The following is a 26,075-nucleotide window of genomic DNA, read 5'->3' as shown; positions in this document are numbered from 1 at the left end:
AAGGGAGTGGCGAAAAGATAAGCGACTCATTTCACTAAGAAAATCAGATGTTACGGTTTTGCTTGAAAATGAAGCAAAAAAAGCCGGGGCGACCCGGCAATAACTTCAACTTCAGAGGGAAATTAATCGGTGATAAACCAATCGTCAGCGCTTTCCCAGGTCTCTTGCAGGATTTCGCTAACGCGGTCTTTATCTTCTTTCGCGCCGCCAAGGACGGAGAGATTATTTGCTGCCGCATAACGGACAGAAATTTTATTTTCGCGATCGGGATAGTGGTCATTCAGACGGCGGGATAACTCACCTGCCAGCGCATCGATAGCGCCCGCGGGTAAAGATGTGGTTCTGGCAATCGTCACTTCAATGCGCATAACAGCCCCCTGTGTAAGATACTGTATGTTTATACAGTTAATCGAAACGCATTACAACAGGGGGCATAAGAATATTTAGCGTTTTACCTGCCAGCGCACGGTTTCACCGGCGAGGAAGGGCACCAGCGTATCGTCCGCCAGCGCAATCGACTCCGGCACCACGCACTCTTCCCGCACCAGTTCAATAAACTCTTCATTCACCGGCAGGCCATAGAAGCGCGGCCCGTTGAGGGAGCAGAAGGCTTCGAAGTGCTGCAACGCGTTCATCTCTTCAAATACCGTGGCGTAGCTGGCCAGCGCCGTTGGCGCATTAAAACAGCCTGCACAGCCGCAGCTCGCCTCTTTGCGATGGCGGGCATGCGGGGCGGAGTCGGTGCCGAGGAAGACGCGATCGAACCCGCTGGCGACCAGCTCACGCAGCGCCTGCTGGTGGATATTACGCTTAAGGATCGGTAAGCAGTAGAGATGCGGACGCACGCCGCCCACCAGCATATGGTTGCGGTTAAACAGCAAATGTTGCGGGGTGATGGTGGCGGCCAGCCGCTCATTGCCGTCGCGCACATAGTCAGCGGCATCTTTGGTGGTGATGTGCTCGAATACCACTTTCAGCTCCGGCAGACGCTTGCGCAGTGGCTCCATCACCGTCTCAATAAAGCGCGCTTCACGATCGAAAATATCGATCTCGGCGTGGGTCACTTCGCCATGCACCAGCAGCGGCATGCCGAGCTTCTCCATACGCTCAAGCACCGGCATGATGGCATCAATACTGGTGACGCCGTGGCTGGAGTTAGTGGTGGCATTTGCCGGGTAGAGCTTAGCCGCCGTAAACACCTTTTCCGCAAAGCCGCGTTCGATCTCATCAGGATCCAGGCTGTCGGTCAGGTAGCAGGTCATCAGCGGTTCGAAGTGCTGACCGGCAGGCACTGCGTCAAGGATGCGCTGGCGATAGGCGATAGCGGCCTCAACGGTGGTCACAGGCGGAGCCAGGTTCGGCATCACAATGGCGCGGGCGTAGGTTTCGCTGGTCCACGGCACCACGGTTTTCAGCATATCGCCGTCGCGCAGATGGAGATGCCAGTCGTCAGGACGGCGGATTTTCAAAACCTGAGGTTGTGTCATTGGAGGGCTCCGGCTAAGTGAGAAAGGGCTGTTTTTGCCGGAGACCAAGCATAAGGGGAAACGTTTTCGTTTGCATCCTTTTCCTGAAAAAAAGGGCGCCAGGCGCCCAGTGATTCAGTCGGTAAGCGGGATGACAATCTCGCCCGGCTTCACCTCAATGCCTTTGGCATATTTCTTCGCCAGCGCTTCGCCTTTGGTGCTGTCTTCTTTCAGCACGTAGGCCGGGCGCTGGTTAAAGTAGTTGCGCAGAGACTGGTTCAGGTAGGGCATCAAGGTTTGCAGCACGCTCTGCATCTTTTCCGGTGTGACCGTCGCGTCCACCACTTCCATCTCATGCAGGTAGATTGCGCCCTGATCTTTATCAAATGTCGGCAGCGCTTTCAGCTTCAGCTTGATCACCGCTTTTTGATTGCCGAACAGCGAGGTCATATCCAGATTAGCATCGCCGGTTAAGGTGATTTTATTTGGCTCTTCGCGGCCAATCGCGCTGGCAAGATTGTTGAGAACAATATGCGCATCAGCCACGCCTGGCACGCCAATATCTTTGGCGAAGTTATTCCGTTTCTCCAGGGCCTGGTTAATCTCCTGCTCGCTGATTGTGTATTGGGTCAGTTGATTGCACCCCACCAGCACGCCGCTCAGCATGAGTGCTGCGGCCAAAATCATCTTCTTCATGAATTCCTCAACGTGGTCCTGATGCCTCGATCGAGGTGTAGCATGCGCGACGCCAGGCGCAAAGGCCAGCAGAAAATACTTAAAGAAGGGGCGGAAGCCGGACGCTTCCGCCATGAATGGCTTAGATAGCCATGGAAGAGAGGAGGTTAACCTGAGTCTGTTTCGCCATGTTGTCGCGGTAATCGGCGACGCGGGTCGGCCAGGTAATGCCGCTGACAATCGTCAGGTTACGCAGCAGCGGGAAGAGGTGAATATCATCTTCCGACAGCTCGCCGTTGACGGCATTCGGCTGCACGATGTGCTTCTCCAGCGCGCGCAGATCGTCGCTGATATTCTTCACCAGCCCGGCAGAGTGGGAGAGGTGATCGGCGAAATCGCCAATCGCCGCCTCTTTTTTGGCGGTGAAGTAGGCGCGCGCCTGCGGGGTGGAAAATTCGTCAAAGGGGGCCTGCGCGAAGCGGGGGATCAGCAGCTTATTGACGTAGCCATTCACCTTACGCAGCCACTCCTCGATCTTCGCATTGCGGGAGCCGGTCAGCAGCGGTTGACCGTCGAGCTTATCAACGTAGTGAACAATATCGAGGCTTTCGGGCAGGTAGCGGCTGTCATCTTTTTGCAGGATCGGCGCCATCTTCTGGCCAATCATGCGGGTCGGTGTCGCTTCGTCATCGCTTTGCAGGACATGGAGTTCAACCGGGAGATTCTTAAGGCCGAAAATCATGCGGGCTTTTACACAGAAAGGGCAGTGATCGTAAATGTAGAGTTTCACGTTTCTCCTCCATACTGGTTTATCCATCACTAATCAGTATGGAAGAGAGGCCGACGCGGCGCAAATCAGGCGCCGGGTTCGAGCATCGGCGGCTGCACGCGGCGGGGGGCAAACTGCCACAGCAGCGCAAGGGAGGTGATAAGCCCAATCACGCCGAGCATCATCCACGGTAACTCCGGCTGGCGAAAGGCTTTCCCGGCGTCAAACAGCCAGCCGCCGCCCGCGTAGCCAAGCGCGCCGCCAAAGGCCAGCCCTAAGCGGCTAAAGCCCATATAGCTACCGCGCGCCCGCGCATCGGCCAGCTGCGCGCTCAGGGTTTCCCGCGCCGGTTCGGCGATAATCGAGCCGATATAGAAGGTGCAGATAAGTGTAAAAAGCTGTTGCAGCGAGCCGACCATGCCCATCGGAAAGAGGCTGAATGACATCACCACCAGGCCGAACATCAGGCGCTGCTCAAGGCGAAAGCGTTTTTCACTCCAGCGAGCAATCGGGTAGAGCAGCGTCAGCGACAGGCAGGCCTCAATGGCGTACATCCATTTGACCGGCGTCGGCGATCCGGCAACGTCGTTGACCATAATCGGCAACATCAGCATCACCTGCACCGCCAGCATGTAGTAGCCGCTGAGCGTTAACACATAGGTGACGAATTTCTTATCACGCAGCACGCGCGCTAAGCCTTCGCGCACCGGTGTTTTTACCGTCGAGAGCTTCCACGCTGGCAGCAGCCAGGCGTTAAAGCCGGCGCAAAGGATAAACATTAGCGCCCCGGCGGCGCACACCAGACGGAAGTCATATTGCAGCAACCAGCTGCCGAGCAGCGCGCCGATAACCGCCCCGGCGCTATCCTGCATCATCAACAGCGAGAAGAAGCGACCGCGCTGGCGCGGGCGCACCAGTTTGACCACCAGCGCCGAACGCGGCGGGTCGAATAGCGTGCCGCCAAGACCGGAAAGAATACAGGAGAGCCACAGCACCCACGGTTCATGCGCCATTCCCATCGCCGCAAAGCCTGCTGCGCGCATCAGCATGCCGGTGACAATCAGCGGTTTTGCGCCAAAGCGGTCGGCGATCGCGCCGCCAAACATGCCTAGCCCCTGCTGAATAAACTGACGCAGGCCGAGCGCGATCCCGACCATCAGCGCGGCCCAGCCAAGTTGATCAACAAAACGAATGGAAATCAGGGGGAAGACAACAAAAAAACCGAGCACCACCAAAAAATTATCGACCAGCAGGAAATATTTACCCAGGCTCCTTGCCTGCGAGATGCGCGCCATTTCCCCTCCGGGAAATCAGAAAAAGGTGACGCCTCTATTCTGCGGCTTCGGCAACCGTTTTCACACATTCACCGCGACAATATTTTTTTATCAAGGCGGGCGTTTGATTGAGACTTTTCATCGAAAAGGGGGCGCGGCGCAGAAAATGCCATGTTGCTGTTTTCACAGAGTCGCAGAGCAAAGGTATAGTAAAGAGAAGGGGTAAAAAAAGCCGCGAAACGAAGGAGTGGTAAACATGTTTGGCTATCGCAGTAATGTGCCGAAAGTACGCTTGGTAACAGACAGATTAGTGGTGCGCCTGGTTCACGAGCGCGATGCGTGGCGGCTTGCGGATTATTACGCGGAAAATCGCCAGTTTTTAAAACCCTGGGAGCCCGTTCGCGATGAGAGCCACTGTTACCCTTCCGGCTGGCAGGCACGTCTGGGGATGATCAATGAGTTCCATAAACAGGGCTCTGCTTTTTACTTCGCCCTGCTCGATCCTGAAGAGAAAGAGATCGTCGGCGTCGCCAATTTCTCCAACGTGGTGCGCGGCTCGTTTCACGCCTGTTATCTTGGTTATTCCATCGGCCAGAAGTGGCAGGGGCAAGGGTTGATGTTTGAAGCCCTGACATCCGCCATTCGCTATATGCAGCGCACGCAACATATGCACCGCATAATGGCCAACTATATGCCGCACAATAAACGCAGCGGCGATTTACTGGCGAGGCTCGGGTTTGAAAAAGAGGGCTATGCCAAATCCTATTTATTGATCGATGGGCAGTGGCGCGACCACGTCCTTACCGCATTAACCGCCCAGGAGTGGACTCCGGGACGCTAAGGAGCAGAGATGAAGTATCAACTCACCGCCATCGAGGCGCGGGTTATCGGCTGCCTGCTGGAGAAGCAGGTCACTACGCCGGAGCAGTATCCGCTCTCCATCAACGGCGTAGTGACGGCCTGTAATCAGAAAACCAACCGCGAGCCGGTGATGAGCCTGAGCGAGCACGAGGTTCAGGATGTGCTTGATGAGCTGGTAAAGCGCCACTACCTGCGCACCGTCAGCGGTTTTGGCAACCGGGTGACCAAATATGAGCAGCGCTTCTGCAACTCTGAATTTGGCGATCTGAAGTTAAGCCCGGCAGAGGTGGCGCTTATCGCCACGCTATTGCTGCGCGGGCCGCAAACGCCGGGCGAACTGCGTGGGCGCGCGGAACGCATGCATCGTTTTGCCGATATGGCCGAGGTGGAAAACGCCCTTGAGCAGCTGGCAAACCGTGAAGATGGCCCTTATGTCGTGCGTCTGCCGCGCGAGCCGGGCAAGCGCGAAAGCCGCTATATGCACCTCTTCAGTGGCGATATGCAGACGCTGATCAATGTGGTCGAAGCCGTCGCACCAACTGAGCAGAGCCTCGAGGCGCGCGTTGAGGCGCTGGAGATCGAAGTCGCGGAACTGAAGCAGCGTCTCGATTCGCTGCTGGCACATTTAGGGGATTAAGCGTGACGACATTACGGATAGGTGTAGTAGGGCTGGGCGGTATCGCGCAGAAAGCGTGGTTGCCGGTGCTCGGCGCGGCAACGGATTGGACGCTGGCGGCGGCCTGGTCGCCGACACGGGACAAAGCCCTGCGGGTATGTGAAACCTGGCGTATCCCTTATGCGGATTCACTGGCGTCGCTGGCGGCGCAGTGCGATGCGGTCTTCGTTCACACCTCAACCGCCTCGCACTATGCGGTGGTGAGCGAGCTGCTCAACCTTGGCGTGCACGTCTGCGTCGATAAGCCGCTGGCGGAAAACCTGAAAGATTCCGAGCGCTTAGTCGAACTGGCGGCGCGCAAAAAACTGACGCTGATGGTCGGCTTTAACCGCCGCTTCTCGCCGCTCTACCGCGAGTTAAAACAGCAGATGCCGCAGGCAGCTTCGCTGCGCATGGATAAACACCGCGCCGACAGCGTCGGGCCGCACGACCTGCGCTTTACGCTGCTTGATGACTACCTGCATGTGGTCGACACCGCGCTATGGCTGGCGGGCGGACGCGTGCAGATCCAGAGCGGCACGCTGCAAACCACCGACGATGGTGCCATGCTCTATGCCGAGCACCACTTCAGCGCCGACACGCTGCAAATCACCACCAGTATGCACCGGCGGGCGGGCAGCCAGCGCGAGTGGGTGCAGGCGGTGACTGACGGCGGGCTGGTGGATATTACCGATATGCGCGAATGGCGCGAAGAGCGCGGGCAGGGGGTTATCGCGCGGCCAATTCCCGGCTGGCAGAGCGTGCTGGAGCAGCGCGGTTTTGCCGGCTGCGCGCGCCACTTTATCGAGTGTGTGCAAAATCAGACGGTTCCGGAAACGGCGGGCGAGCAGGCGATCCTTGCGCAGCGCGTGGTGGAGAAGCTCTGGCGCGAGGCGATGAGTGAATAAGGCGGGGCAACGCGGGCGATAGTAATTCGCTTTTTTCCCTGTAGACTAAGCGCTTCGCTGTATCCCAACGCCTGCATTGCAGGCGTTGTGTCTTATGGAAACCAGAATGAACCTACTCAAATCGCTGGCGGCAGTCAGCTCCATGACAATGTTTTCCCGCGTGCTGGGCTTTGCGCGCGATGCCATTGTGGCACGGGTATTTGGCGCAGGGATGGCGACGGACGCCTTCTTTGTTGCGTTTAAACTGCCCAATCTGTTACGGCGTATTTTTGCCGAGGGTGCGTTTTCCCAGGCCTTTGTGCCGATCCTCGCCGAGTACAAAAGCAAACAGGGTGAAGATGCCACCCGGGTGTTTGTTGCCTATGTTTCGGGCTTGCTGACGATTGCGCTGGCGATTGTCACCGTTGCCGGGATGCTCGCGGCCCCCTGGGTGATCCTCGTTACTGCGCCAGGGTTTGCCGATACGGCGGATAAATTTAACCTCACTTCGCAACTGCTGCGCATCACCTTTCCCTATATTCTGCTGATCTCGCTGGCGTCGCTGGCGGGGGCGATCCTCAACACCTGGAACCGCTTCTCGGTACCGGCGTTTGCGCCCACCTTTCTCAATGTCAGCATGATTGGATTTGCGCTGTTTGCCGCACCTTACTTCCATCCGCCGGTGCTGGCGCTGGCCTGGGCGGTTACCGTTGGCGGCGTGCTGCAACTGGTCTATCAACTGCCGCATCTGAAGAAGATTGGCATGCTGGTGCTGCCGCGCATCAACATGCGCGATGCGGGCGCGATGCGGGTGGTGAAGCAGATGGGGCCGGCGATCCTCGGGGTCTCTGTCAGCCAGATCTCACTTATCATCAACACCATTTTCGCCTCGTTCCTCGTCTCCGGCTCCGTGTCGTGGATGTATTACGCCGACCGTTTAATGGAGTTCCCCTCCGGCGTGCTGGGCGTGGCGCTCGGGACGATCCTGCTGCCGTCGCTGTCGAAAAGCTTCTCCAGCGGCAATCAGGAGGAGTATTGCCGCCTGATGGACTGGGGCCTGCGTCTCTGTTTCCTGCTGGCGCTGCCCAGTGCCGTAGCACTCGGCATTCTCGCCAAGCCGTTGACCGTTTCGCTCTTCCAGTACGGCAAATTCACCGCTTTTGATGCGGCTATGACTCAGCGGGCGCTGATCGCCTACTCGGTTGGATTGATGGGCTTGATCGTGGTGAAGGTGCTGGCGCCAGGTTTCTATTCACGCCAGGACATTAAAACGCCGGTCAAAATCGCCATTGTGACGCTGCTGATGACCCAGGTGATGAACCTGGCCTTTATCGGCCCGCTGAAGCATGCCGGGCTGTCGCTGTCGATTGGTCTGGCGGCCTGTCTCAATGCCAGCCTGCTTTACTGGCAGCTGCGCAAGCAGAAGATCTTTACCCCGCAACCGGGCTGGAGCCGTTTTCTGCTGCGTCTGGTGATCGCTGTAGTGGTGATGGCCGCCGCGCTGGTGGGGATGCTGTATGTGATGCCGGACTGGGCGACAGGAACGATGCCGTACCGCTTGCTGCGCCTGATGCTGGTGGTGGGGGCAGGTATTGTGGCTTACTTTGTTACCCTTGCGCTGCTCGGGTTTAAAGTGAAAGAGTTCGCCCGCCGCACGGTATAAAAAAAAGCAACGCAAAAAGCCAGGGGAGACCCTGGCCTGTTTACGACGGCGTGCTCAAACTGTCGTCGAACTAAATCGCGATCTTCTTGCCGCCGCGATGGGCGGATGAGGCATAGCCATTCGCACCGTAGAGGCTCGGTTCCTGATGCGGTTTCAGGACTTCCAGCGCCTGCTGGTTGCGCGCGATTTGCCCTTCCAGCAGCCAGCCGTTGTGCTGGTTGAGGTCGCGTAAATGCTGCGTTTTCTGCGTGATGATCTGCCAGCGATTAGCAACATCGCCACTGGCGTTTTGTTGCGTTTTCTGTTCGGCACGACGCTGCTGCTCAAGGTAGTCCAGCGTCGCGAGCAAGGAGCTTTTCTCCTCCGTGATGCGCTGTAGCGCGCTGCCATTGAGATGGCCAACGGAAAGCTGTTTTTGCTCAGTATCCATCACGTCTTTCAGAGCGCTCAAGATAACTGTCATTTGATCAAGAATATCTGACAGTCGATTCATACGGTTATTTACTCTGTAAGTAACTCTTCGCTTCGTTAATCAGGGCATCAGCAATTTTGCCGGTGTCCATTTTGAGTTCACCATTACGAATCGCGGTTTTCAGTTTCTCCACGCGTTCCATATTGATGTCGTTAGCGCCCGCCTGCATCAGCTTGGTTTGCGAACCGCTGAGCGTGACGTTGGTGCTGTTTGCCGTCGCGGCAGTTTCCTGGCGCGTTTTCTGCGTCTGGGTTTCGTTAGTCTCACGCTGTTGAACGGTGTTAACCGGCTTCAGGGAAGAGGTACGATCGATGCTCATAGTGTTTCCTCATTGAGGTTCGCGGCGTTTCGGGCCAGATTTCTTCAGTCTTACTAACTTATCGGCAGATAGCATTAGTTCTTTAAGTAATTTATAGGTTAATAAGAATATTCCCATCAGAATTAACCGTACCACTCACTATCTGCCCTGAAGCCATGCGAACCCGCGCATTTTGCGCCACTGCCGCATTGTTCATCGCCTGACCTTCGCTGTTCACACTAAAACCATCTCCGGACGCCACAACCTGGACGCGCTGGCCGGCTTTAATCCGCCATGCCTGACGCACCATTGAGAGCTGAATTGCCTGGCCTGGTGCCAGATCGCGCAGACTTACCGCGTCCTGCGCCATATTAATATCGAGCATGGTTCTTGGCGGCAGCTGATCGAGGCGGCCGCGCTGTAACGCCACGCTCCCGGCCTGCAATGTCGCACCGCGCGCAACAGGCTGCACCGCCACAACATAATTACCCGTCGCCTGGACTTCGACCTGCACAAAGCGTTTCGTGCCCGCGCAGTTCGCCATCACATTCATATTGCCCCACAGCTTCGCGCCGCCCACCACGCTTAGGGTCGGCTGGTCGCACGCCGGTAACTGGCTTTGCGGGGTGCGAATGTTTACCACCACCTCATCGCTAAAGCCAGCCAGACGCTGGGCGAAAAGCGACGTCAGTTGCGCCTGCAGATCCGCTGCCTGAGAAAAGGGGCTTAATAACAATAAGATTGCGGCTACACCGCCTTTCAACGTCTTCATCGCAAAACATGCCTGTTGAACCAGATGAGGAGATTTTAACCGCTTTGCAAATCTATCAACGCAAAAAATAGCGACGCATTTTGCCCTTATTCCAACGATAAGTTTGCAAGGGGCGATTTAAGCTGTTGGCTAAATAATTGTCATCAGTGAGGGAGCCATGCTCGATAAACTTGATGCCGCACTGCGCTTTCAACAGGAAGCGCTAAACCTGAGCGCCCAGCGCCAGGAGATTCTGGCAGCAAATATTGCTAACGCCGACACCCCAGGGTTTCAGGCGCGCGATATGGATTTTTCCAGTGAATTAAAAAAAGTGATGGAGCGCGGTCGGGCTGAAGGCAGCGGTGTCTCGCTGGCACTCACCTCTTCGCGCCACATTCCGGCGCAGGCGATGACCGGCCCGTCTACCGATCTGCTTTATCGCATTCCCGATCAACCATCGCTGGATGGCAACACCGTCGATATGGATCGTGAACGTACCCAGTTCGCCGACAACAGCGTCAAATACCAGACCGGGTTGACCGTGCTGGGCGGGCAGATCAAAAGCATGATGAGTGTTCTGCAACAGGGGAACTAATTAAATGGCATTACTGAATATCTTTGATGTCGCAGGCTCCGCGCTGACCGCACAGTCCAAACGTATGAACGTCGCCGCCAGTAACCTGGCGAACGCCGACAGCGTAACCGGACCCGATGGTCAGCCGTATCGCGCTAAACAGGTTGTCTTTCAGGTCGATGCAGCACCGGGCCAGGCAACGGGCGGCGTAAAAGTGGCGGATGTGATTGAAAGCCAGGCACCGGACAAGCTGGTGTATGAACCCGGTAACCCGCTGGCTGATGCAAGCGGCTACGTAAAAATGCCTAACGTCGATGTCGTGGGCGAAATGGTCAACAGCATGTCCGCGTCGCGCAGCTACCAGGCGAACGTTGAAGTGCTGAACACCGTGAAGAGCATGATGCTCAAAACGCTCACTCTCGGTCAGTAAAGGGGCCCCGTATGTCTATCAGCGTGAATATTAACGACCCGATTAACAACGGCGTCTCGACGACCAGTAAAACGTCCGGTACCACAGCTACCGGCACTAACAGCGCATCCGACCTTCAGGGCAGCTTTTTGACGCTGCTGGTTGCGCAGTTAAAGAACCAGGATCCGACCAACCCGCTGCAGAACAACGAGCTGACCACGCAGCTGGCGCAGATCAGCACCGTAAGCGGGATTGAGAAACTGAATACCACCCTCGGCTCTATCTCCGGACAGCTTGATAACAATCAGTCACTGCAGGCGAGCACCCTGATTGGTCACGGCGTAATGATCCCGGGACAGACCGTGCTGGTGGGCAAAGGAACATCCACGCCGTTTGGCGTAGAACTGACGCAGACTGCCGACAAAGTGACCGCCATCGTGAGCGATAAGAGCGGTACGCCGGTGCGGACTATTGAACTCGGCGGTCTGAAAGCTGGCGTCCACACCTTCAGTTGGGACGGCAAAATGACAGATGGCAGCGTGGCACCGGATAACTCATATACGGTGTCTATCGCGGCCAGCTCCGGCGCAACGCAGCTGGTGGCACAGCCGCTGCAGTTTGCGCTGGTACAGGGTGTGACCCGCGGCGACAAGGGAAGCACACTGGATTTAGGTACTTACGGAAGTACCACACTCGACGAAGTACGACAGATTATTTAAAGCCTTCATACTTATCAGGAGTAAGTCATGGCCTTTTCACAAGCGGTCAGCGGCCTGAATGCTGCGGCCACCAACCTCGATGTCATTGGTAACAACATTGCCAACTCCGCCACCTATGGCTTTAAATCCGGATCTGCGTCCTTCGCCGATATGTTTGCCGGTTCTAAAGTGGGTCTCGGTGTTAAAGTGGCTGGTATTACCCAGGACTTCGCTGACGGCACCACCACCAACACTGGTCGTGGCCTCGACGTCGCGCTGAGCGGCAACGGTTTCTTCCGTGTAGCCGACAACAACGGCTCTGTTTACTACAGCCGTAACGGTCAGTTCAAACTCGACGAAAACCGCAACCTGGTCAACATGCAGGGTATGAAGGTGACCGGTTTCCCGGTAGCCGGCACCCCGCCTGCGGTACAGAGCGGCGCGAACCCGTCTGCCATCACCATCCCGAACACCCTGATGGCGGCGAAAGCTACCACCACGGCGGCGATGCAGATGAACCTGAACTCAACGGACTCCACCCCGACGGTTACGCCGTTCGATCCGACGAACTCAGACTCTTATAACAAAAAAGGCACTGTCACCACCTATGACAGCCTGGGTAACTCCCACGCCGTTGACGTTTATTACGTCAAAAACAGCGCCAACAAATGGGATGTCTACACCCAGGACTCCAGCGTAGCGGGCTCTTCTTACCAGAAAGCCGCGCAGATGACCTTTACCAGCAACGGTACGCTCTCTGCGGTCAACAACTACGCCGAAGTGCTGCCTGCGACCAATCCGCGCACCTGGACCATGAACGCTACCGCGAACACCCAGCCGCAGATCGATATCAATCTGGCCAGCCTGAACGGTTCTGCGCCGGGCACTTTCAGCCTGAGCTTCCTGAACTCAATGCAGCAGAACACCGGCACCAGCGGTGTGGTGGCTATCAACCAGAACGGTTACGCGCCGGGTTCACTGGTGAGCTACGCCATTAACGATGACGGCACCGTGGTCGGTAGCTACTCCAACGAACAGTCGCAGCTGCTGGGTCAGATCGTGCTGGCGAACTTCGCCAACAACGAAGGCCTGCAGTCTCAGGGTGACAACGTCTGGTCTGCTACCAACTCCTCTGGTGTTGCGCTGCTCGGCACCGCCGGTACCGGTAACTTCGGCAAGCTGACTAACGGCGCGCTGGAAGCCTCAAACGTGGATCTGAGTAAAGAACTGGTCAACATGATCGTCGCGCAGCGTAACTATCAGTCGAACGCGCAGACCATCAAAACCCAGGATCAGATCCTTAACACGCTGGTTAACCTGCGTTAATCGACTGACGGGACGGCTTAATGGATCACGCAATATATACCGCGATGGGCGCAGCCAGCCAGACGCTGAATCAGCAGGCTGTCACCGCCAGCAACCTCGCGAATGCTTCCACACCGGGCTTTCGTGCCCAGCTGAACGCGCTGCGCGCGGTGCCGGTAGAAGGGCTTTCCCTGCCTACCCGCACGCTGGTGGTGGCCTCCACACCTGGCGCCGATATGACGCCGGGTCAACTGGACTACACCTCACGCCCGCTTGATGTGGCGTTGCAGCAGGATGGTTGGCTGGCAGTGCAAACGGCGGACGGCTCGGAAGGTTACACCCGTAACGGCAATATCCAGGTGAGCCCGACCGGTCAGTTGACGATTCAGGGCCATCCAGTGATTGGCGAAGGCGGTCCGATCGCTGTACCGGAAGGGGCGCAGGTCACTATCGCCGCTGACGGTACGATTTCAGCGCTCAACCCCGGCGACGCGGCGAATACCATCGCGCCTGTTGGCAAGCTGAAGCTGGTAAAAGCAGAGCCGCGTGAAGTGGTGCGCGGTGATGACGGTCTTTTCCGTCTGAGCCAGAGCGCACAGGCGACCCGTGGCGCAACGTTGCAGCCTGACCCCTCCATCCGCGTGCAGTCTGGCGTACTGGAAGGCAGTAACGTGAAACCAGTCGAGTCGATGACCGATATGATCGCCAGCGCGCGCCGTTTCGAAATGCAGATGAAGATCATCAGCAGCGTCGATGAAAACGAGCAGCGTGCCAACCAATTGCTGTCAATGAGCTAATAAACAGGACTACATATGATCAGTTCATTATGGATCGCGAAAACCGGCCTCGACGCCCAACAAACCAATATGGATGTCATCGCCAACAACCTGGCGAACGTCAGCACCAATGGTTTTAAGCGTCAGCGTGCGGTATTTGAAGATTTGATGTACCAGACGATCCGCCAGCCAGGCGCGCAATCTTCTGAACAGACGACGCTGCCTTCCGGTCTGCAGATCGGTACCGGTGTGCGTCCGGTCGCCACCGAGCGTCTGCACAGCCAGGGCAACCTGTCTCAGACCAACAACAGCAAAGATGTCGCCATTAAAGGCCAGGGCTTCTTCGAAGTTCTGCTGCCGGACGGCACCTCTGCTTACACCCGCGACGGCTCTTTCCAGGTGGATCAGAACGGCCAGCTGGTAACGGCAGGCGGCTTCCAGGTGCAACCGGCTATCACCATCCCGGCGAACAGCCTGGGCATCACCATCGGTCGCGATGGTGTGGTCAGCGTGACGCAGCAGGGCGCGGCAGCACCGGTGCAGGTTGGTCAGTTAAACCTCACCACCTTTATGAACGACACCGGGCTTGAGAGCATTGGTGAAAACCTCTACACCGAAACCCAGTCTTCCGGCGCGCCAAACGGCACCACGCCTGGCCTGAACGGTGCAGGTTTGCTCTACCAGGGATTTGTGGAAACTTCAAACGTAAACGTCGCAGAAGAGCTGGTGAATATGATCCAGGTTCAGCGCGCTTACGAAATTAACAGTAAAGCAGTATCGACCACCGATCAGATGCTGCAAAAACTGACGCAACTCTAAGGCGTTATCCGGTGCGGTAACCGCCGCACCGGAACCCTGATCTCGAAGATGAATGCAATGCAAAAATACGCCGTCCGCAGCTACCCGATAATGGCTTTAGTGGCATTAACCCTGACCGGGTGTGCCTGGGTTCCTTCTACACCGCTGGTGCAGGGGGCAACGACAGCTCAACCGATGCCCGGCCCCATTCCGGTCGTCAATGGCTCGATTTATCAGACCGCGCAGCCGATTAACTACGGCTATCAGCCGCTGTTTGAAGATCGTCGTCCGCGCAACATTGGCGATACGCTGACTATCGTACTGCAGGAAAACGTGAGCGCCAGTAAGAGCTCGTCGGCCAACGCCAGTCGTGATGGCAAAGCCAGTTTTGGCGTAGACACCACACCGCGTTATCTCGAAGGTCTGTTTGGCAATGCACGTGCCGATCTGGGTGCCTCAGGCAGCAACTCCTTCGGGGGTAAAGGCGGCGCCAACGCCAGTAACACCTTTAGCGGCACGTTGACCGTGACCGTCGATCAGGTGCTGATCAATGGCAATTTACATGTTGTGGGTGAAAAACAGATCGCCATCAACCAGGGCACTGAGTTCATCCGCTTCTCCGGTGTCGTGAACCCACGCACCATCAGCGGCAGCAACAGCGTTCCTTCCACCCAGGTGGCGGACGCGCGCATCGAGTACGTCGGCAACGGCTACATCAACGAAGCGCAGAATATGGGCTGGCTGCAGCGTTTCTTCCTTAACTTATCGCCGATGTAACCGGGGTGACCAATGTTTAAATATTTGACTGGTATGGTGTTAGTGCTGATGGCGACCTTCGCCCAGGCTGACCGTATCCGGGATCTCACCAGTGTACAGGGCGTACGTGAAAACTCCTTAATTGGCTACGGGCTGGTGGTTGGCCTGGATGGTACGGGCGACCAGACCACCCAGACGCCGTTTACCACCCAGACGCTGAACAACATGCTGTCGCAGATGGGCATTACCGTCCCGCAGGGCACCAACATGCAGCTGAAAAACGTGGCGGCAGTCATGGTCACGGCGCAGCTCCCGGCCTTTGGTCGCCAGGGGCAGACCATCGATGTGGTGGTCTCCTCAATGGGTAACGCCAAAAGTCTGCGCGGCGGTACGCTGCTGATGACTCCGCTGAAGGGCGTCGACAGCCAGGTTTATGCGCTGGCGCAGGGCAACATCCTTGTTGGCGGCGCGGGCGCATCAGCCGGCGGCAGCAGCGTGCAGGTTAACCAGCTTAACGGCGGGCGCATTACCGGCGGCGCGGTGATTGAGCGTGAGTTGCCGAACCAGTTCGGGGCCACTAACAGCATCAACCTGCAACTGAACCAGGAAGACTTCACCATGGCGCAGCAGATTGCTGACACCATCAACCGCGCACGCGGTTATGGCAGCGCCACCGCGCTGGATGGCCGTACCGTTCAGGTGCGCGTCTCCTCCGGCGGCAGCTCTCAGGTTCGAGCCCTGGCTGATATCCAGAATATGGAAGTCGGCACCACGCAGCAGGATGCGAAAGTGATTGTTAACTCGCGTACCGGCTCGGTGGTCATGAACCGCGAAGTATCGCTGGATAGCTGTGCCATTGCGCAGGGTAACCTTTCGGTCACCGTCAACCAGCAGAACAACGTTAGCCAACCGAATACGCCATTTGGCGGCGGCCAGACCGTGGTAACACCGCAAACGCAGATTGACCTGCGCCAGAGCGGCGGCTCGCTGCAAAGCGTACGCTCCAGCGCCAACCTCAATAGCGTCGTGCGTGCCCTTAACGCCCTTGGTGCCTCGCCAATGGAGCTGATGTCGATTCTGCAGGCAATGCAGAGCGCCGGTTGCCTGCGTGCGAAACTGGAGATCATCTAATGTTGACCGACAGCCGAATGTTGACCAGCGCGGCATGGGACGCGCAATCACTGAATGAACTGAAGTCAAAAGCCGGACAGGATCCGGCTGCCAACCTGCGCCCGGTGGCGCGCCAGGTAGAGGGGATGTTCGTGCAGATGATGCTGAAAAGCATGCGCGAAGCGTTACCGAAAGACGGGATTTTCAGCAGTGATTCAACGCGGCTGTATACCAGCATGTATGACCAGCAGATCGCCCAGCAGATGACCGCCGGTAAAGGTCTCGGTCTCGCCGATATGATGGTGAAACAGATGACCGGCGATCAGGCGCCGGTCGATCCGGCTGACCAGATGCAGCAGGTGCCGATGAAGTTCCCGCTGGAGACCGTCAACACCTATCAAAATCAGGCGCTGACACAGCTGGTGCGCAAAGCGATACCTAAAGTGCCCGATGCCTCTGAAGTGGCTGAGGCGGGTAACGATCAGCCGCTCTCCGGCGACAGCAAAGACTTCCTTGCCCAGCTTTCGCTCCCGGCGCGGCTGGCGAGCCAGCAGAGCGGCGTGCCGCACCACCTGATCCTCGCGCAGGCTGCGCTGGAATCGGGCTGGGGCCAGCGGCAGATCCCGCGTGAGAACGGCGAGCCGAGCTACAACATCTTCGGCGTGAAAGCGACCTCAAGCTGGAAAGGACCGACCACTGAAATCACCACCACCGAGTATGAAAACGGTGAGGCAGTGAAGGTGAAAGCCAAATTCCGTGTCTATAGCTCTTATCTTGAAGCGCTCTCCGACTATGTCGGCATGTTGACGCGCAACAAACGTTACGCGGCGGTAACCACCGCGGCAACGGCGGAGCAGGGTGCACAGGCGTTGCAGAGCGCCGGTTACGCCACCGATCCGCACTATGCCCGTAAGCTGACGTCAATGATCCAGCAGCTTAAATCGATGGGTGAAAAAGTGAGCAAGGCTTACAGCACAGATACACAAAATCTGTTCTAAAACGTCTCAAGTTTCACTCAGGGTTGCCGATAATCTTCAACAGGACTCATGTCTGAAAGTGTATAAGGAACCTCCATGTCCAGTTTGATTAACAGCGCAATGAGCGGGCTTAGCGCAGCCCAGGCCGCGCTCAATACCGCCAGTAATAACATTGCGAGTTATAACGTCGCGGGCTATACCCGTCAGACGACGGTGTTGACCAGTTCGAACAGCACGCTGACCGGTAGCGGCTACGTGGGCAATGGTGTCACCGTGACTGGCGTTCAGCGTGAGTATGACGCCTTTATTACCAACCAGCTGCGCGCGGCGCAAAACCAGAACAGCGGGTTGACCACGCGTTACGAGCAGATGTCAAAAATTGACGATGTGTTGTCGGATACCACTAACTCCCTGTCGAGCAGCCTGCAGAGCTTCTTCTCCAGCATGCAGACGCTGGTGAGTAACGCCTCCGATCCCTCGTCGCGTCAGGCGCTGCTCGGCAAAGCCGACGGTCTGGTAAACCAGTTTAAAGTGGCCGATCAGTATCTGCGTGACCAGGATAAACAGGTCAACTTATCTATCGCCACCAGCGTTGATCAGATCAACAACTACTCGAAGCAGATCGCCAACCTCAACCAGCAGATCTCTAAACTGACTGCGGTAGGCGCAGGCTCATCGCCGAACGACCTGCTCGATCAGCGCGATCAGCTGGTCAGCGAACTGAACAAAGTCGTGGGTGTGGAAGTCAGCACCCAGGATGGCAGCTATAACGTCAGCATGGGTAACGGCATTACTCTGGTGCAGGGTAAAGAGGCGCGTCAGCTTGCTGCGGTGCCTTCCAGCGCCGATCCGGCACGTACCACGCTGGCTTATGTGGATAAGATCGCTGGCAATGTCGAGATCCCGGAAAAGCAGGTGACCACCGGTTCACTTGGCGGTCTGCTCTCATTCCGCACGCAGGATCTGGACCAGGCGCGTAATACGCTGGGCCAGCTGGCGCTCTCTTTCGCCGACTCCTTTAACCAGCAGCATGTTAAAGGGTTTGACGCCGACGGCGATGCGGGCGAGAAGTTCTTCAATATCGGTGGGCCTTCTGCCACGTCGAACAGCAAAAACAGCGGCGACGCCACGCTGACCGCAGCGGTAAGCAACAGCTCTGCGGTACAGGCGACCGACTATAAAGTTGCTTTTGACGGCACCCAGTGGAACGTCACGCGTCTGTCCAATAACACCACCATCCCGGTAACGCCGGATGCGACAGACGGTACGCTCAATTTTGATGGCCTGAAAGTCTCCATCAATAACGGCTCTACCGGTGCGAAAAAAGATGACAGCTTCACCATCCGTCCGGTGAGCAACGCGATTGTGAATATGAGCGTGGCGGTGACCGATGAGTCGAAAATCGCCATGGCGGGCGCGGCCGGTAACGGTGCGAGCGACAACCGCAACGGGCAGGATTTGTTAAAGCTGCAGAGCGCGAAAGTGGTCGGCGGGAACAAAACCTTTAACGATTCGTATGCCACGCTGGTGAGCGATGTCGGGAACAAAACCTCGACGCTGAAAACCAGCAGCGCGACGCAGACTAACGTCGTAACCCAGTTGAGTAACCAGCAGCAGTCTATCTCCGGGGTAAACCTCGATGAAGAGTACGGCAACCTGCAGCGTTTTCAGCAATATTACCTGGCTAACGCCCAGGTGCTGAAGACCGCAAGCTCGTTGTTTGATGCCCTGCTGGCCATTCGTTAAGTAAGAGGTGAGTCATGCGTATTAGCACGCAAATGATGTACGAACAAAATCTGCGCGGCGTAACCAATGCTCAGGGCAAATGGTTAGGATACGGCGAGCAGATGACAACCGGTCAGCGCGTTAACCGCCCGTCTGATGATCCGATCGCCGCCTCGCAGGCGGTGGTGATCTCCCAGGCGCAGGCGCAAAACACGCAGTACGATACGGCGCGCACCTTCGCGAAGCAGAAAGTTTCCCTTGAAGAGAGCGTGTTGCAGCAGGTGACTACTGCCGTCATAGGCGCACAGAGCAGCATTGTGAAAGCGGGCAACGGCTCCTTGAGTGATGATGACCGCGCTTCAGTAGCCGCCGAGTTGCAGGGTTTTCGCGATCAGTTATTAAACCTCGCGAACAGCACCGACGGTAACGGCCGCTACATTTTTGGTGGCTACCGCACTGAAAACAAGCCGTACGATGCCACAGGCAACTACAGCGGCGGTACCGACGCCATTACCCAGCAGGTTGATGCGGCGCGTACGATGGTGATCGCCCATACCGGTGACCAGGTATTCAACACCGTCACCAGTAATGCGACTAAAGAGCCTGTCGATCCGGCTACGGGCGTTGCGCCTGCGCCGGAAACGGATCTGTTCAAAATGCTCGACACGGCAATTGCAGCGCTGAAGACACCGGTAGCAGGCGACGATACGGCGAAAGCCACGGCGCAGGCTGCGGTGGATAAAACCAGCCGTGGTCTGGGCAACTCCCTGAACAACGTGCTGAGCGTGCGTGCTGAACTCGGTACGCAGCTTAACGAACTGGATACCCTCGATGCGCTTGGCGACGATCGTGCACTGTCGTTAAAGCAGCAGAAGAGCGACCTGATCGATGCTGACTGGAGCTCGGTGATCTCCTCTTACACCATGCAGCAAGCGGCGTTGCAGGCTTCTTATAAAGCCTTCTCCGATATGCAGGGTATGTCACTGTTCCAGATGAATCGTTAATAACCTTTTTACTTTGGGCATATCCTGAAACTGGAGTATGTCTGCTATGCCCGCTCTGTCTCTCCAGAGCGGGCCTTTTTTTATCTATGCGTTTTGCTTCGCTTGCTCAAGCTTACGGGCATCGAAGAGACGAATCAGCAGTGCGATAAGCCCCGATACGCTCGCCAGGATCACCACGCCCTGCCATGAGGCGATGGCATAGAGCTTACTTCCCAGCGCGGAACCCAGCGCCATACCGATAAACACCCCCGTAAAGAGCAGCGCATTGAGACGTCCCCGCGCCTGCGGCTCAAGGCTATAAACCAGATTCTGATGCGCGACGAGGCTCGATTGCAGGCCAAGATCGAACCCGACCGCCGAGAGGGCAATCAGCGCCAGCTGACCATGGGGCGGTAGGGCAGGCAACAGGAACATCAGTGCGAAGGAGATTGTTACCAGCCCGGCACCGAGTTGGGTTACACGCTCTGCGCCCACCTTATCCGCAAGGCCTCCCGCCAGCGGTGCGGCTAACGCCCCTGCGGCACCGGCAATGCCGAACGTCCCGGCAACCGCGCTGCCCAGCTGATAGTGCTCAAGCAGCATCAGCGCCAGCGTCGACCAGAAGGCGCTAAAGGCGATGGATAAAAAGCCCTGCGCCATCGCCGCGCGGCGCAGCGTCGGGTAGCGCTGCCAGAGATGCGCCATTGAGCGCATCAGTGCCGGGTAGCTCAGCGTGGAGTGGGTAGCGAAGCGCGGCAATACGGACCACATTAAGAGGCCAATTAGTGCAATGCTGACCGCCGCAAGCTGATACATCACACGCCAGCCAAACGCCGCGCCGACAAAGCCGCTGACCGTACGCGAGAGCAAAATACCGAGCAGCAGACCGGTCATTACCGTGCCGACCATTTTCCCCTGTTTCCCCGCCGGAGCGAGGATCGCCGCAGCCGGTACAATATCCTGCGCCATGGTCGCCGCCATGCCGATTAACAGGCTGACAATAAGCAGTGAGGGCAGGTGGCTGGTCAGGCTGCAGGCCAGCAGTAAGACCGCCAGCGCTGCGCTTTTCACCACAATTAAGCGACGGCGATCGTGACGGTCGCCCAGCGGCAGCAAAAAGAGAATGCCGAGCGCGTAACCGGCCTGGGTGAGCGTCGGTACCAGCCCCATGCCATTGATGGTCAGATGCAGATCGCTGCCCATCAGCGGCAGCAGTGGCTGCGAGTAGTAGATGGCCGCGACGCTGAATCCTGCGCCAAGCGCCAGCGCAAAAAAGATGCCGTTTGCCATACGGGCTGAGAGCGATTGATGGTTCATATGGTGTCCCCGAAGAGATAAAGCTGTGAATGCGTAGTCAGGCTACGGTGTGAGCGCATTTTTACCCATGGCGCGGTAGCGCGGTAGCCAGCGCAGTGGTAAAACGGTTATACGTGAAACGTATAGGCATAAAGATTATGAGGCGACAAGAGCGTATAGATCGGGTGGACTTAATGCGGACCTTTATCCGCATTGTTGAAGCAGGCTCCCTGTCGGCAGCGGCCCGCCAGCTGGAGACAACGCAGGCAACCGTCAGCCGTCGTTTGCAATCGCTGGAGACATTGCTTGGCGTCAAACTGCTGCTGCGCACCACCCATGCCATGAAGCTCACCGATGACGGCGAGCGCTGCTATCAACATGCAAAACGGGTGGCGGATGCCTGGGTGGCGCTGGAGGACGATCTCAGCCAGTCCGACGATGAACCGGTCGGCATGCTGCGGGTGCGCGCCCCGCATGCTTTTGGTCAGCAGCAGCTGCTGGTGCCGCTAACACAATTTCTTGAGCGTCATCCACAGCTGACGGTGGAGTGGATGCTGAATGATAAAACCGTCGACTTTCTTAGCGCCAATATCGATTGCGCCATTCGCGTCGGGGCAGAGGTTGATCCGGCTACCGTATCGGTGCTGCTGGCAGAAGTGCCGCGCAGTCTGGTGGCGTCGCCCGCGTTGCTGGAACGCTTTCCGGCTATTGAGACGCCGCAGCAGCTGAGTAACTTACCGTGGGTAGCGCTGAGCACCTTCTATCAGCATCAAATCACGCTGTACGCGCAGGATGATGAGCAGGCGGTGCAGGTAGCCATCTCGCCACGCTTGTTTACCGACAGTCTTTACGCTGCGCGCAATACGGCACTTGCCGGGCTGGGGGTGACGTTAATCTCCAGTTGGGCGGTGGAAGAGGATATCCGCAGCGGCAAGCTGGTGACGCTTTTACCGCAATGGCAGGCCGCACCGTTGCCGGTCCATCTTGTCTATCCATGGGCGCGCTACTATCCGGCGCGGCTGCGTAAATTTTTGCAGCTGATGCGGGAAGTGATGCCGGGGCTGAGCGGGATGCGCCAGCCGGAAATGCGGACATAAAAAAAGCCGACCCGGAGGTCGGCTTTTTACAGCGTTTAACTTACTCGACTGCTGGCGGTTTGGTCGCCGGCGCGGTGGCGGTATGCGTGGCGCTGTGACCGCCCGCAGAACCTTTACCGTCGAAGTTGAACGCCGGGCGAACCCAGTCACTGTGGCGCGGTGCTTCCTGCACATATGCAGGGGCAGGCGCTTTGGTCATCGGCGCGGTTGCATGGCTGTGAACGACCACCGGTGCGTCGGCTTTCGCCGGCGCAGGGGCTTCAGCTTGCACTGGAGCCGGTGCTTCAACTTTAGCTGGAGTCGGTGCTTCAACTTGCGCCGGAGCAACTTCTTCAACAACCGGTGCAGGCGCAGCCTCTTCTTTCACTGGCTCTGCGTTTTCTGCAACCTGCTCTGCGACAGAGCGATCTTCCTCAGCAATCAGCTGCGGCTGCTCGTCTACCGGGGCAGAGATCGCTTCCGGATGGGTCGTTTCGATCTCGACCGGAGCTGGCTCTGCAACCGCTGCCTGCGGTTCAACCACTTCTGGCTGCTCGCTGACAGGTGCGGTTTCAACCGGTGCCTGCGGCTCAACAACATCAGCCGGCGCGGCGGTAACCTGCTGCGCTTCAGCTACGGCTGGGGCAACTTCATACTCTGGTGCATGCTGCTGCTCGGTTTCCAGCGCGCTGTTCTGCTGGATCTCCTGCTGCTCTTCCTGCGCACGCGGCACCGGATAGCGAACCCACACTTTACCGGAAGCCATCTCCGGCGAGGCGCAGGCGATAGTCAGCGGCATGGCGGACTGTACCGGGTAGCGCTCGTCACGGTAGCGACGGCGGCGCTGACCGCTGACACGCAGGTGACGCGGGGAGCGGCGTGAGCGGCGCGGCATGGTGTTTTCACGCGCTTCACCGTTCTCTTCCTGCTCCAGCACCGGGGCGTTTTCAACCACAGCCGGCAGATCGACTTTCGCAACCTGAGTGTGCTGCTCCTCTGGCGCGGTCTCTGCAACGGTTTCGTCAATAACGGTTTCAGCACGGTTGTCATCGATGCGCACTTTCTGGCTCAGCTGGCGCTGTTTGCGGCGCGGCATTACCTGAACACGCTCTTCCTGTTCCGTTTCCTGAGCCGGCAGCTCTTCGCGGATCGGCTCTTCACGGTTCAGCTCTTTGACTTCCTGCTGCGCCTGACGCTTGTCATCGCCACGGCGACGGTTGCGTTCACGGCGTGACGGCTGCTGCTCGTCGCGGGTTTTCGCTTTATCCGACTCGTCTGTGACGGTGTTCTGGCGCGGCTCGCGATTTTCCGCGTTCTGCTGCGGTTTTTCACGACGGTTGCGGCGGTTATCTTCGCGACCTTCGCGGCTCTCACGACCTTCGCGGTTGTCACGATTGTCGCGGTTGTCACGTCCTTCACGTCCCTCGTTGCCTTCGCTACGGGAATCACGTGAATCGCGGCGATCGTTACGGTCGCGACGGTTGCTTTGACGCGGTTTACGACGCTCCTGCGAACGCTCAGGTTTCGCCTCTTTCTTCTCTTCCTTCACTTCAACCGGTGCAGGCGCTTCTTCGCCAGCAAACAGATTTTTCAGGGCAGAGACGATACGGCCAAACAGACCCGGTGCCGCGGAAGTGGCAGCAGCAGGCTGTGCCTGCGCAGCGGGTGCTTGCTCCTGGGCTTGCGGCGCAGGCGGCACGTCCGGCATCACAAAGGTGGCGAGGGCAGGCTGCTCAGGCAGTTTACGCTCGGCATACTCCTCTTCAGACGGCAGCGCCATCTCCTCTTCATGCAGCTTCGGCAGCAGGTAGCTGAGGGTTGGCGTCTCTTCGCCTTTACGTACGCGCAGCACCGAGTAGTGCGGCGTTTCCATCTGATCGTTCGGCACGATGACGCAGCGCACGCCGCCCTGACGGGCTTCGATGGCGCTTACAGCGGCACGTTTTTCGTTCAGCAGGTAAGAGGCAACCGGCACTGGCACAATCGCATGCACTTCCTGGGTGTTCTCTTTCAGCGCTTCTTCTTCAATCAGACGCAGAATGGAGAGCGACAGGGATTCGTTGTCACGAATGGTACCTGTACCGCTACAGCGCGGGCAGACGTGGTGGCTCGACTCACCCAGCGATGGGCTCAGACGCTGGCGGGACATCTCCAGCAGGCCGAAGCGGGAGATATGGCTAATCTGGATACGCGCACGATCCTGGCGCACCGCTTCACGCAGACGGTTTTCAACCGCGCGCTGGTGGCGTACCGGGGTCATGTCGATAAAGTCGATAACGATCAGGCCGCCGAGGTCGCGCAGACGCAGCTGGCGGGCAATCTCATCTGCCGCTTCGAGGTTGGTGTTGAACGCCGTCTCTTCAATGTCGCCGCCGCGGGTTGCGCGAGCGGAGTTGATGTCGATGGCGGTCAGCGCTTCGGTACTGTCGATAACAATCGAGCCGCCGGAAGGCAGACGCACTTCACGCTGGAAGGCGGATTCGATTTGCGACTCAATCTGATAGTGGCTGAACAGCGGGATTTCACCGGTGTAGAGCTTAATTTTGCTGCTGAAATCCGGACGACCCAGCGCGGCGATATGCTGGCGAGCCAGCTCCAGCACTTTCGGGTTATCAATCAGGATTTCGCCAATGTCCTGGCGCAGATAGTCGCGGAAAGCGCGAACGATAACGTTGCTCTCCTGGTGAATCAGGAACGGAGCCGGGCGGCTCTCTGCAGCTTTCTGGATCGCTTCCCAGTGTTTCAGGCGGAAGCTGAGATCCCACTGCAGCGCTTCGGCAGATTTGCCAACGCCCGCGGTACGTACGATAAGACCCATGCCGTCCGGCAGTTCGAGGCTCGACAGCGCCTCTTTCAGCTCGGTACGGTCATCGCCTTCGATACGGCGAGAGATGCCGCCCGCACGCGGGTTGTTCGGCATCAGAACGAGGTAGCTACCGGCGAGGCTGATAAAGGTGGTCAGCGCCGCGCCTTTGTTGCCGCGCTCTTCTTTGTCGATCTGAACGATAACTTCCTGGCCTTCACGCAGGACATCTTTGATGTTCGGACGGCCATGCGCGTTGTAGTTGGCGGGGAAGTATTCGCGAGCGATCTCTTTGAGGGGGAGGAAACCGTGACGTTCAGCGCCGTAGTCAACGAAGGCAGCTTCAAGGCTCGGTTCAATGCGGGTGATTTTACCTTTGTAGATATTGGCTTTTTTCTGTTCATGCCCGGGGCTTTCGATATCCAGGTCGTACAGACGTTGCCCATCAACAAGTGCGACACGCAACTCTTCTTGCTGAGTTGCGTTGATTAACATTCTTTTCATCGTAACTTACTCATTATTCTTACATTGACGACTAAGCTGCGGGCAAGATTTTGCCTTTCCGGGGAGAACCGATGGCCTCGAGTCTATTACGCGTCGCCAACCTCACGGTTGTCGCTCGCTTAAGAGGCGCAGTGTGTCGGTTGCCTGCATTTCCTGTGGAAAATACAGCGCAATTATCAGGGGAACAGCCTGGGAAAAACTCTCCAGAGAAGATTCCATCTACCGGTAAGGACTGCAACCCGCAGCCCGCTAACTGCCTGAAAGATCAATACGTCTTACGCCATTGCTGCGTGTATGATCGGACAGGCAAAACTGGTCATTCCGCTCATTTACTTGTTTTAGCAAAATTCAACACGGAAAACGGCAACATTATTCCTTGCGAACCCTGTTATAGCAAGCTGACTTTTACCATTTATCACCCGGTTACTCACAGTTTCTTCACCTTTGCCCGGAGATTGGTTTAATAACCACCGAATCAACTGTATGAAACGCTGTTTACCGAATGTAATAGTCA

Annotated in this window: 27 protein-coding genes; 17 read left to right on the top strand and 10 right to left on the bottom strand. The window is 57.3% G+C overall.

The window, feature by feature from the left end; translation table 11 throughout:
- Positions 1–122 precede the first annotated feature (122 nt).
- The 5 genes from dinI to mdtH form a co-directional block, all read right to left on the bottom strand.
- Complete coding sequence (dinI, locus tag N7V53_RS02165; protein ID WP_023481401.1) at positions 123–368, bottom strand: DNA damage-inducible protein I; 246 nt, start codon at positions 366–368, stop codon at positions 123–125.
- Positions 369–443: 75 nt separating this feature from the next.
- Entirely contained in the window at positions 444–1,487 is a 1,044-nt protein-coding gene (gene pyrC / locus N7V53_RS02160; RefSeq protein WP_023481733.1) for a dihydroorotase, read from the bottom strand.
- Positions 1,488–1,601: 114 nt separating this feature from the next.
- Positions 1,602–2,162, bottom strand: coding sequence for a lipoprotein (locus tag N7V53_RS02155; RefSeq protein WP_023481707.1), 561 nt, complete (start codon positions 2,160–2,162; stop codon positions 1,602–1,604).
- A gap of 121 nt (positions 2,163–2,283) precedes the next feature.
- On the bottom strand, positions 2,284–2,931 hold the full coding sequence (grxB, locus tag N7V53_RS02150) for a glutaredoxin 2 (RefSeq protein ID WP_279791842.1): 648 nt from the start codon (positions 2,929–2,931) through the stop codon (positions 2,284–2,286).
- Between the two features lie 65 nt (positions 2,932–2,996).
- The gene (mdtH, locus tag N7V53_RS02145; RefSeq protein ID WP_076769678.1) at positions 2,997–4,205 is read right to left on the bottom strand and encodes a multidrug efflux MFS transporter MdtH; all 1,209 of its coding nucleotides are present in this window, start codon (positions 4,203–4,205) and stop codon (positions 2,997–2,999) included.
- 235 nt (positions 4,206–4,440) lie between these two features.
- On the opposite strand from mdtH, the gene rimJ reads away from it, so the two are divergent.
- The 4 genes from rimJ (at position 4,441) to murJ (ending at position 8,250) form a co-directional block, all read left to right on the top strand.
- Positions 4,441–5,025, top strand: coding sequence for a ribosomal protein S5-alanine N-acetyltransferase (gene rimJ / locus N7V53_RS02140; protein WP_076769679.1), 585 nt, complete (start codon positions 4,441–4,443; stop codon positions 5,023–5,025).
- 9 nt (positions 5,026–5,034) lie between these two features.
- On the top strand, positions 5,035–5,682 hold the full coding sequence (locus tag N7V53_RS02135; RefSeq protein ID WP_279791840.1) for a YceH family protein: 648 nt from the start codon (positions 5,035–5,037) through the stop codon (positions 5,680–5,682).
- 2 nt (positions 5,683–5,684) lie between these two features.
- Complete coding sequence (locus N7V53_RS02130; RefSeq protein WP_279791839.1) at positions 5,685–6,608, top strand: Gfo/Idh/MocA family oxidoreductase; 924 nt, start codon at positions 5,685–5,687, stop codon at positions 6,606–6,608.
- A 106-nt stretch (positions 6,609–6,714) separates the two neighbouring features.
- Positions 6,715–8,250, top strand: coding sequence for a murein biosynthesis integral membrane protein MurJ (gene murJ, locus N7V53_RS02125; RefSeq protein WP_279791838.1), 1,536 nt, complete (start codon positions 6,715–6,717; stop codon positions 8,248–8,250).
- Between the two features lie 70 nt (positions 8,251–8,320).
- Here the strand turns inward: murJ and flgN are convergent, their stop codons facing one another.
- The 3 genes from flgN to flgA form a co-directional block, all read right to left on the bottom strand.
- Positions 8,321–8,743, bottom strand: a complete 423-nt coding sequence (flgN, locus tag N7V53_RS02120) for a flagella biosynthesis chaperone FlgN (protein ID WP_279791837.1) — start codon at positions 8,741–8,743, stop codon at positions 8,321–8,323.
- Between the two features lie 4 nt (positions 8,744–8,747).
- A complete protein-coding gene (gene flgM, locus N7V53_RS02115) occupies positions 8,748–9,041 on the bottom strand; it encodes a flagellar biosynthesis anti-sigma factor FlgM (RefSeq protein ID WP_023481467.1) in 294 nt (97 codons plus the stop codon).
- A gap of 91 nt (positions 9,042–9,132) precedes the next feature.
- A complete protein-coding gene (gene flgA / locus N7V53_RS02110) occupies positions 9,133–9,792 on the bottom strand; it encodes a flagellar basal body P-ring formation chaperone FlgA (protein ID WP_023481632.1) in 660 nt (219 codons plus the stop codon).
- Positions 9,793–9,949: 157 nt separating this feature from the next.
- Between flgA and flgB the strand changes: the two genes are divergently transcribed.
- The 11 genes from flgB (at position 9,950) to flgL (ending at position 19,903) form a co-directional block, all read left to right on the top strand.
- Positions 9,950–10,366, top strand: coding sequence for a flagellar basal body rod protein FlgB (flgB, locus tag N7V53_RS02105; protein ID WP_023481616.1), 417 nt, complete (start codon positions 9,950–9,952; stop codon positions 10,364–10,366).
- A gap of 4 nt (positions 10,367–10,370) precedes the next feature.
- Entirely contained in the window at positions 10,371–10,775 is a 405-nt protein-coding gene (gene flgC / locus N7V53_RS02100; RefSeq protein ID WP_023481372.1) for a flagellar basal body rod protein FlgC, read from the top strand.
- 11 nt (positions 10,776–10,786) lie between these two features.
- Positions 10,787–11,473 carry a flagellar hook assembly protein FlgD gene (flgD, locus tag N7V53_RS02095; RefSeq protein WP_023481389.1) on the top strand — a complete coding sequence of 229 codons (687 nt, stop codon included), beginning with the start codon at positions 10,787–10,789 and terminating at the stop codon, positions 11,471–11,473.
- A 27-nt stretch (positions 11,474–11,500) separates the two neighbouring features.
- On the top strand, positions 11,501–12,778 hold the full coding sequence (gene flgE, locus N7V53_RS02090; RefSeq protein ID WP_023481676.1) for a flagellar hook protein FlgE: 1,278 nt from the start codon (positions 11,501–11,503) through the stop codon (positions 12,776–12,778).
- A gap of 20 nt (positions 12,779–12,798) precedes the next feature.
- Positions 12,799–13,554, top strand: a complete 756-nt coding sequence (locus N7V53_RS02085) for a flagellar basal body rod protein FlgF (protein ID WP_023481416.1) — start codon at positions 12,799–12,801, stop codon at positions 13,552–13,554.
- A 15-nt stretch (positions 13,555–13,569) separates the two neighbouring features.
- Positions 13,570–14,352: a flagellar basal-body rod protein FlgG gene (flgG, locus tag N7V53_RS02080; RefSeq protein WP_023481502.1), complete on the top strand. Its 783-nt coding sequence runs from the start codon at positions 13,570–13,572 to the stop codon at positions 14,350–14,352.
- A gap of 57 nt (positions 14,353–14,409) precedes the next feature.
- Complete coding sequence (locus N7V53_RS02075; RefSeq protein WP_023481882.1) at positions 14,410–15,108, top strand: flagellar basal body L-ring protein FlgH; 699 nt, start codon at positions 14,410–14,412, stop codon at positions 15,106–15,108.
- Between the two features lie 12 nt (positions 15,109–15,120).
- Entirely contained in the window at positions 15,121–16,218 is a 1,098-nt protein-coding gene (locus tag N7V53_RS02070; protein ID WP_023481768.1) for a flagellar basal body P-ring protein FlgI, read from the top strand.
- Positions 16,218–17,195 (top strand): flagellar assembly peptidoglycan hydrolase FlgJ, encoded by a 978-nt coding sequence (gene flgJ, locus N7V53_RS02065; RefSeq protein WP_279791833.1) that lies wholly within the window; start codon positions 16,218–16,220, stop codon positions 17,193–17,195. Before N7V53_RS02070 ends, flgJ begins: the two co-directional genes overlap by 1 nt.
- A 75-nt stretch (positions 17,196–17,270) precedes the next feature.
- Entirely contained in the window at positions 17,271–18,920 is a 1,650-nt protein-coding gene (gene flgK, locus N7V53_RS02060; protein WP_023481637.1) for a flagellar hook-associated protein FlgK, read from the top strand.
- Positions 18,921–18,934: 14 nt separating this feature from the next.
- Positions 18,935–19,903 carry a flagellar hook-associated protein FlgL gene (gene flgL / locus N7V53_RS02055; RefSeq protein WP_279791832.1) on the top strand — a complete coding sequence of 323 codons (969 nt, stop codon included), beginning with the start codon at positions 18,935–18,937 and terminating at the stop codon, positions 19,901–19,903.
- An 84-nt stretch (positions 19,904–19,987) separates the two neighbouring features.
- Here the strand turns inward: flgL and N7V53_RS02050 are convergent, their stop codons facing one another.
- Positions 19,988–21,199 carry an MFS transporter gene (locus tag N7V53_RS02050; protein WP_279791831.1) on the bottom strand — a complete coding sequence of 404 codons (1,212 nt, stop codon included), beginning with the start codon at positions 21,197–21,199 and terminating at the stop codon, positions 19,988–19,990.
- Between the two features lie 137 nt (positions 21,200–21,336).
- Here N7V53_RS02050 and N7V53_RS02045 point away from each other — a divergent pair, with 137 nt between their 5' ends.
- Positions 21,337–22,275 carry a LysR family transcriptional regulator gene (locus N7V53_RS02045; protein WP_279791830.1) on the top strand — a complete coding sequence of 313 codons (939 nt, stop codon included), beginning with the start codon at positions 21,337–21,339 and terminating at the stop codon, positions 22,273–22,275.
- 40 nt (positions 22,276–22,315) lie between these two features.
- Here the strand turns inward: N7V53_RS02045 and rne are convergent, their stop codons facing one another.
- Positions 22,316–25,561, bottom strand: coding sequence for a ribonuclease E (gene rne / locus N7V53_RS02040; protein WP_279791828.1), 3,246 nt, complete (start codon positions 25,559–25,561; stop codon positions 22,316–22,318).
- Between the two features lie 71 nt (positions 25,562–25,632).
- On the opposite strand from rne, the gene N7V53_RS02035 reads away from it, so the two are divergent.
- A complete protein-coding gene (locus N7V53_RS02035; protein ID WP_023481669.1) occupies positions 25,633–26,025 on the top strand; it encodes a DUF2655 domain-containing protein in 393 nt (130 codons plus the stop codon).
- Positions 26,026–26,075: the final 50 nt, after the last annotated feature.

The sequence above is a fragment of the Kosakonia sp. HypNH10 genome, assembly GCF_029850615.1.
In the GTDB taxonomy this organism is placed as follows: domain Bacteria; phylum Pseudomonadota; class Gammaproteobacteria; order Enterobacterales; family Enterobacteriaceae; genus Kosakonia; species Kosakonia cowanii.
This window is presented reverse-complemented; position numbering and strand designations above follow the sequence as displayed.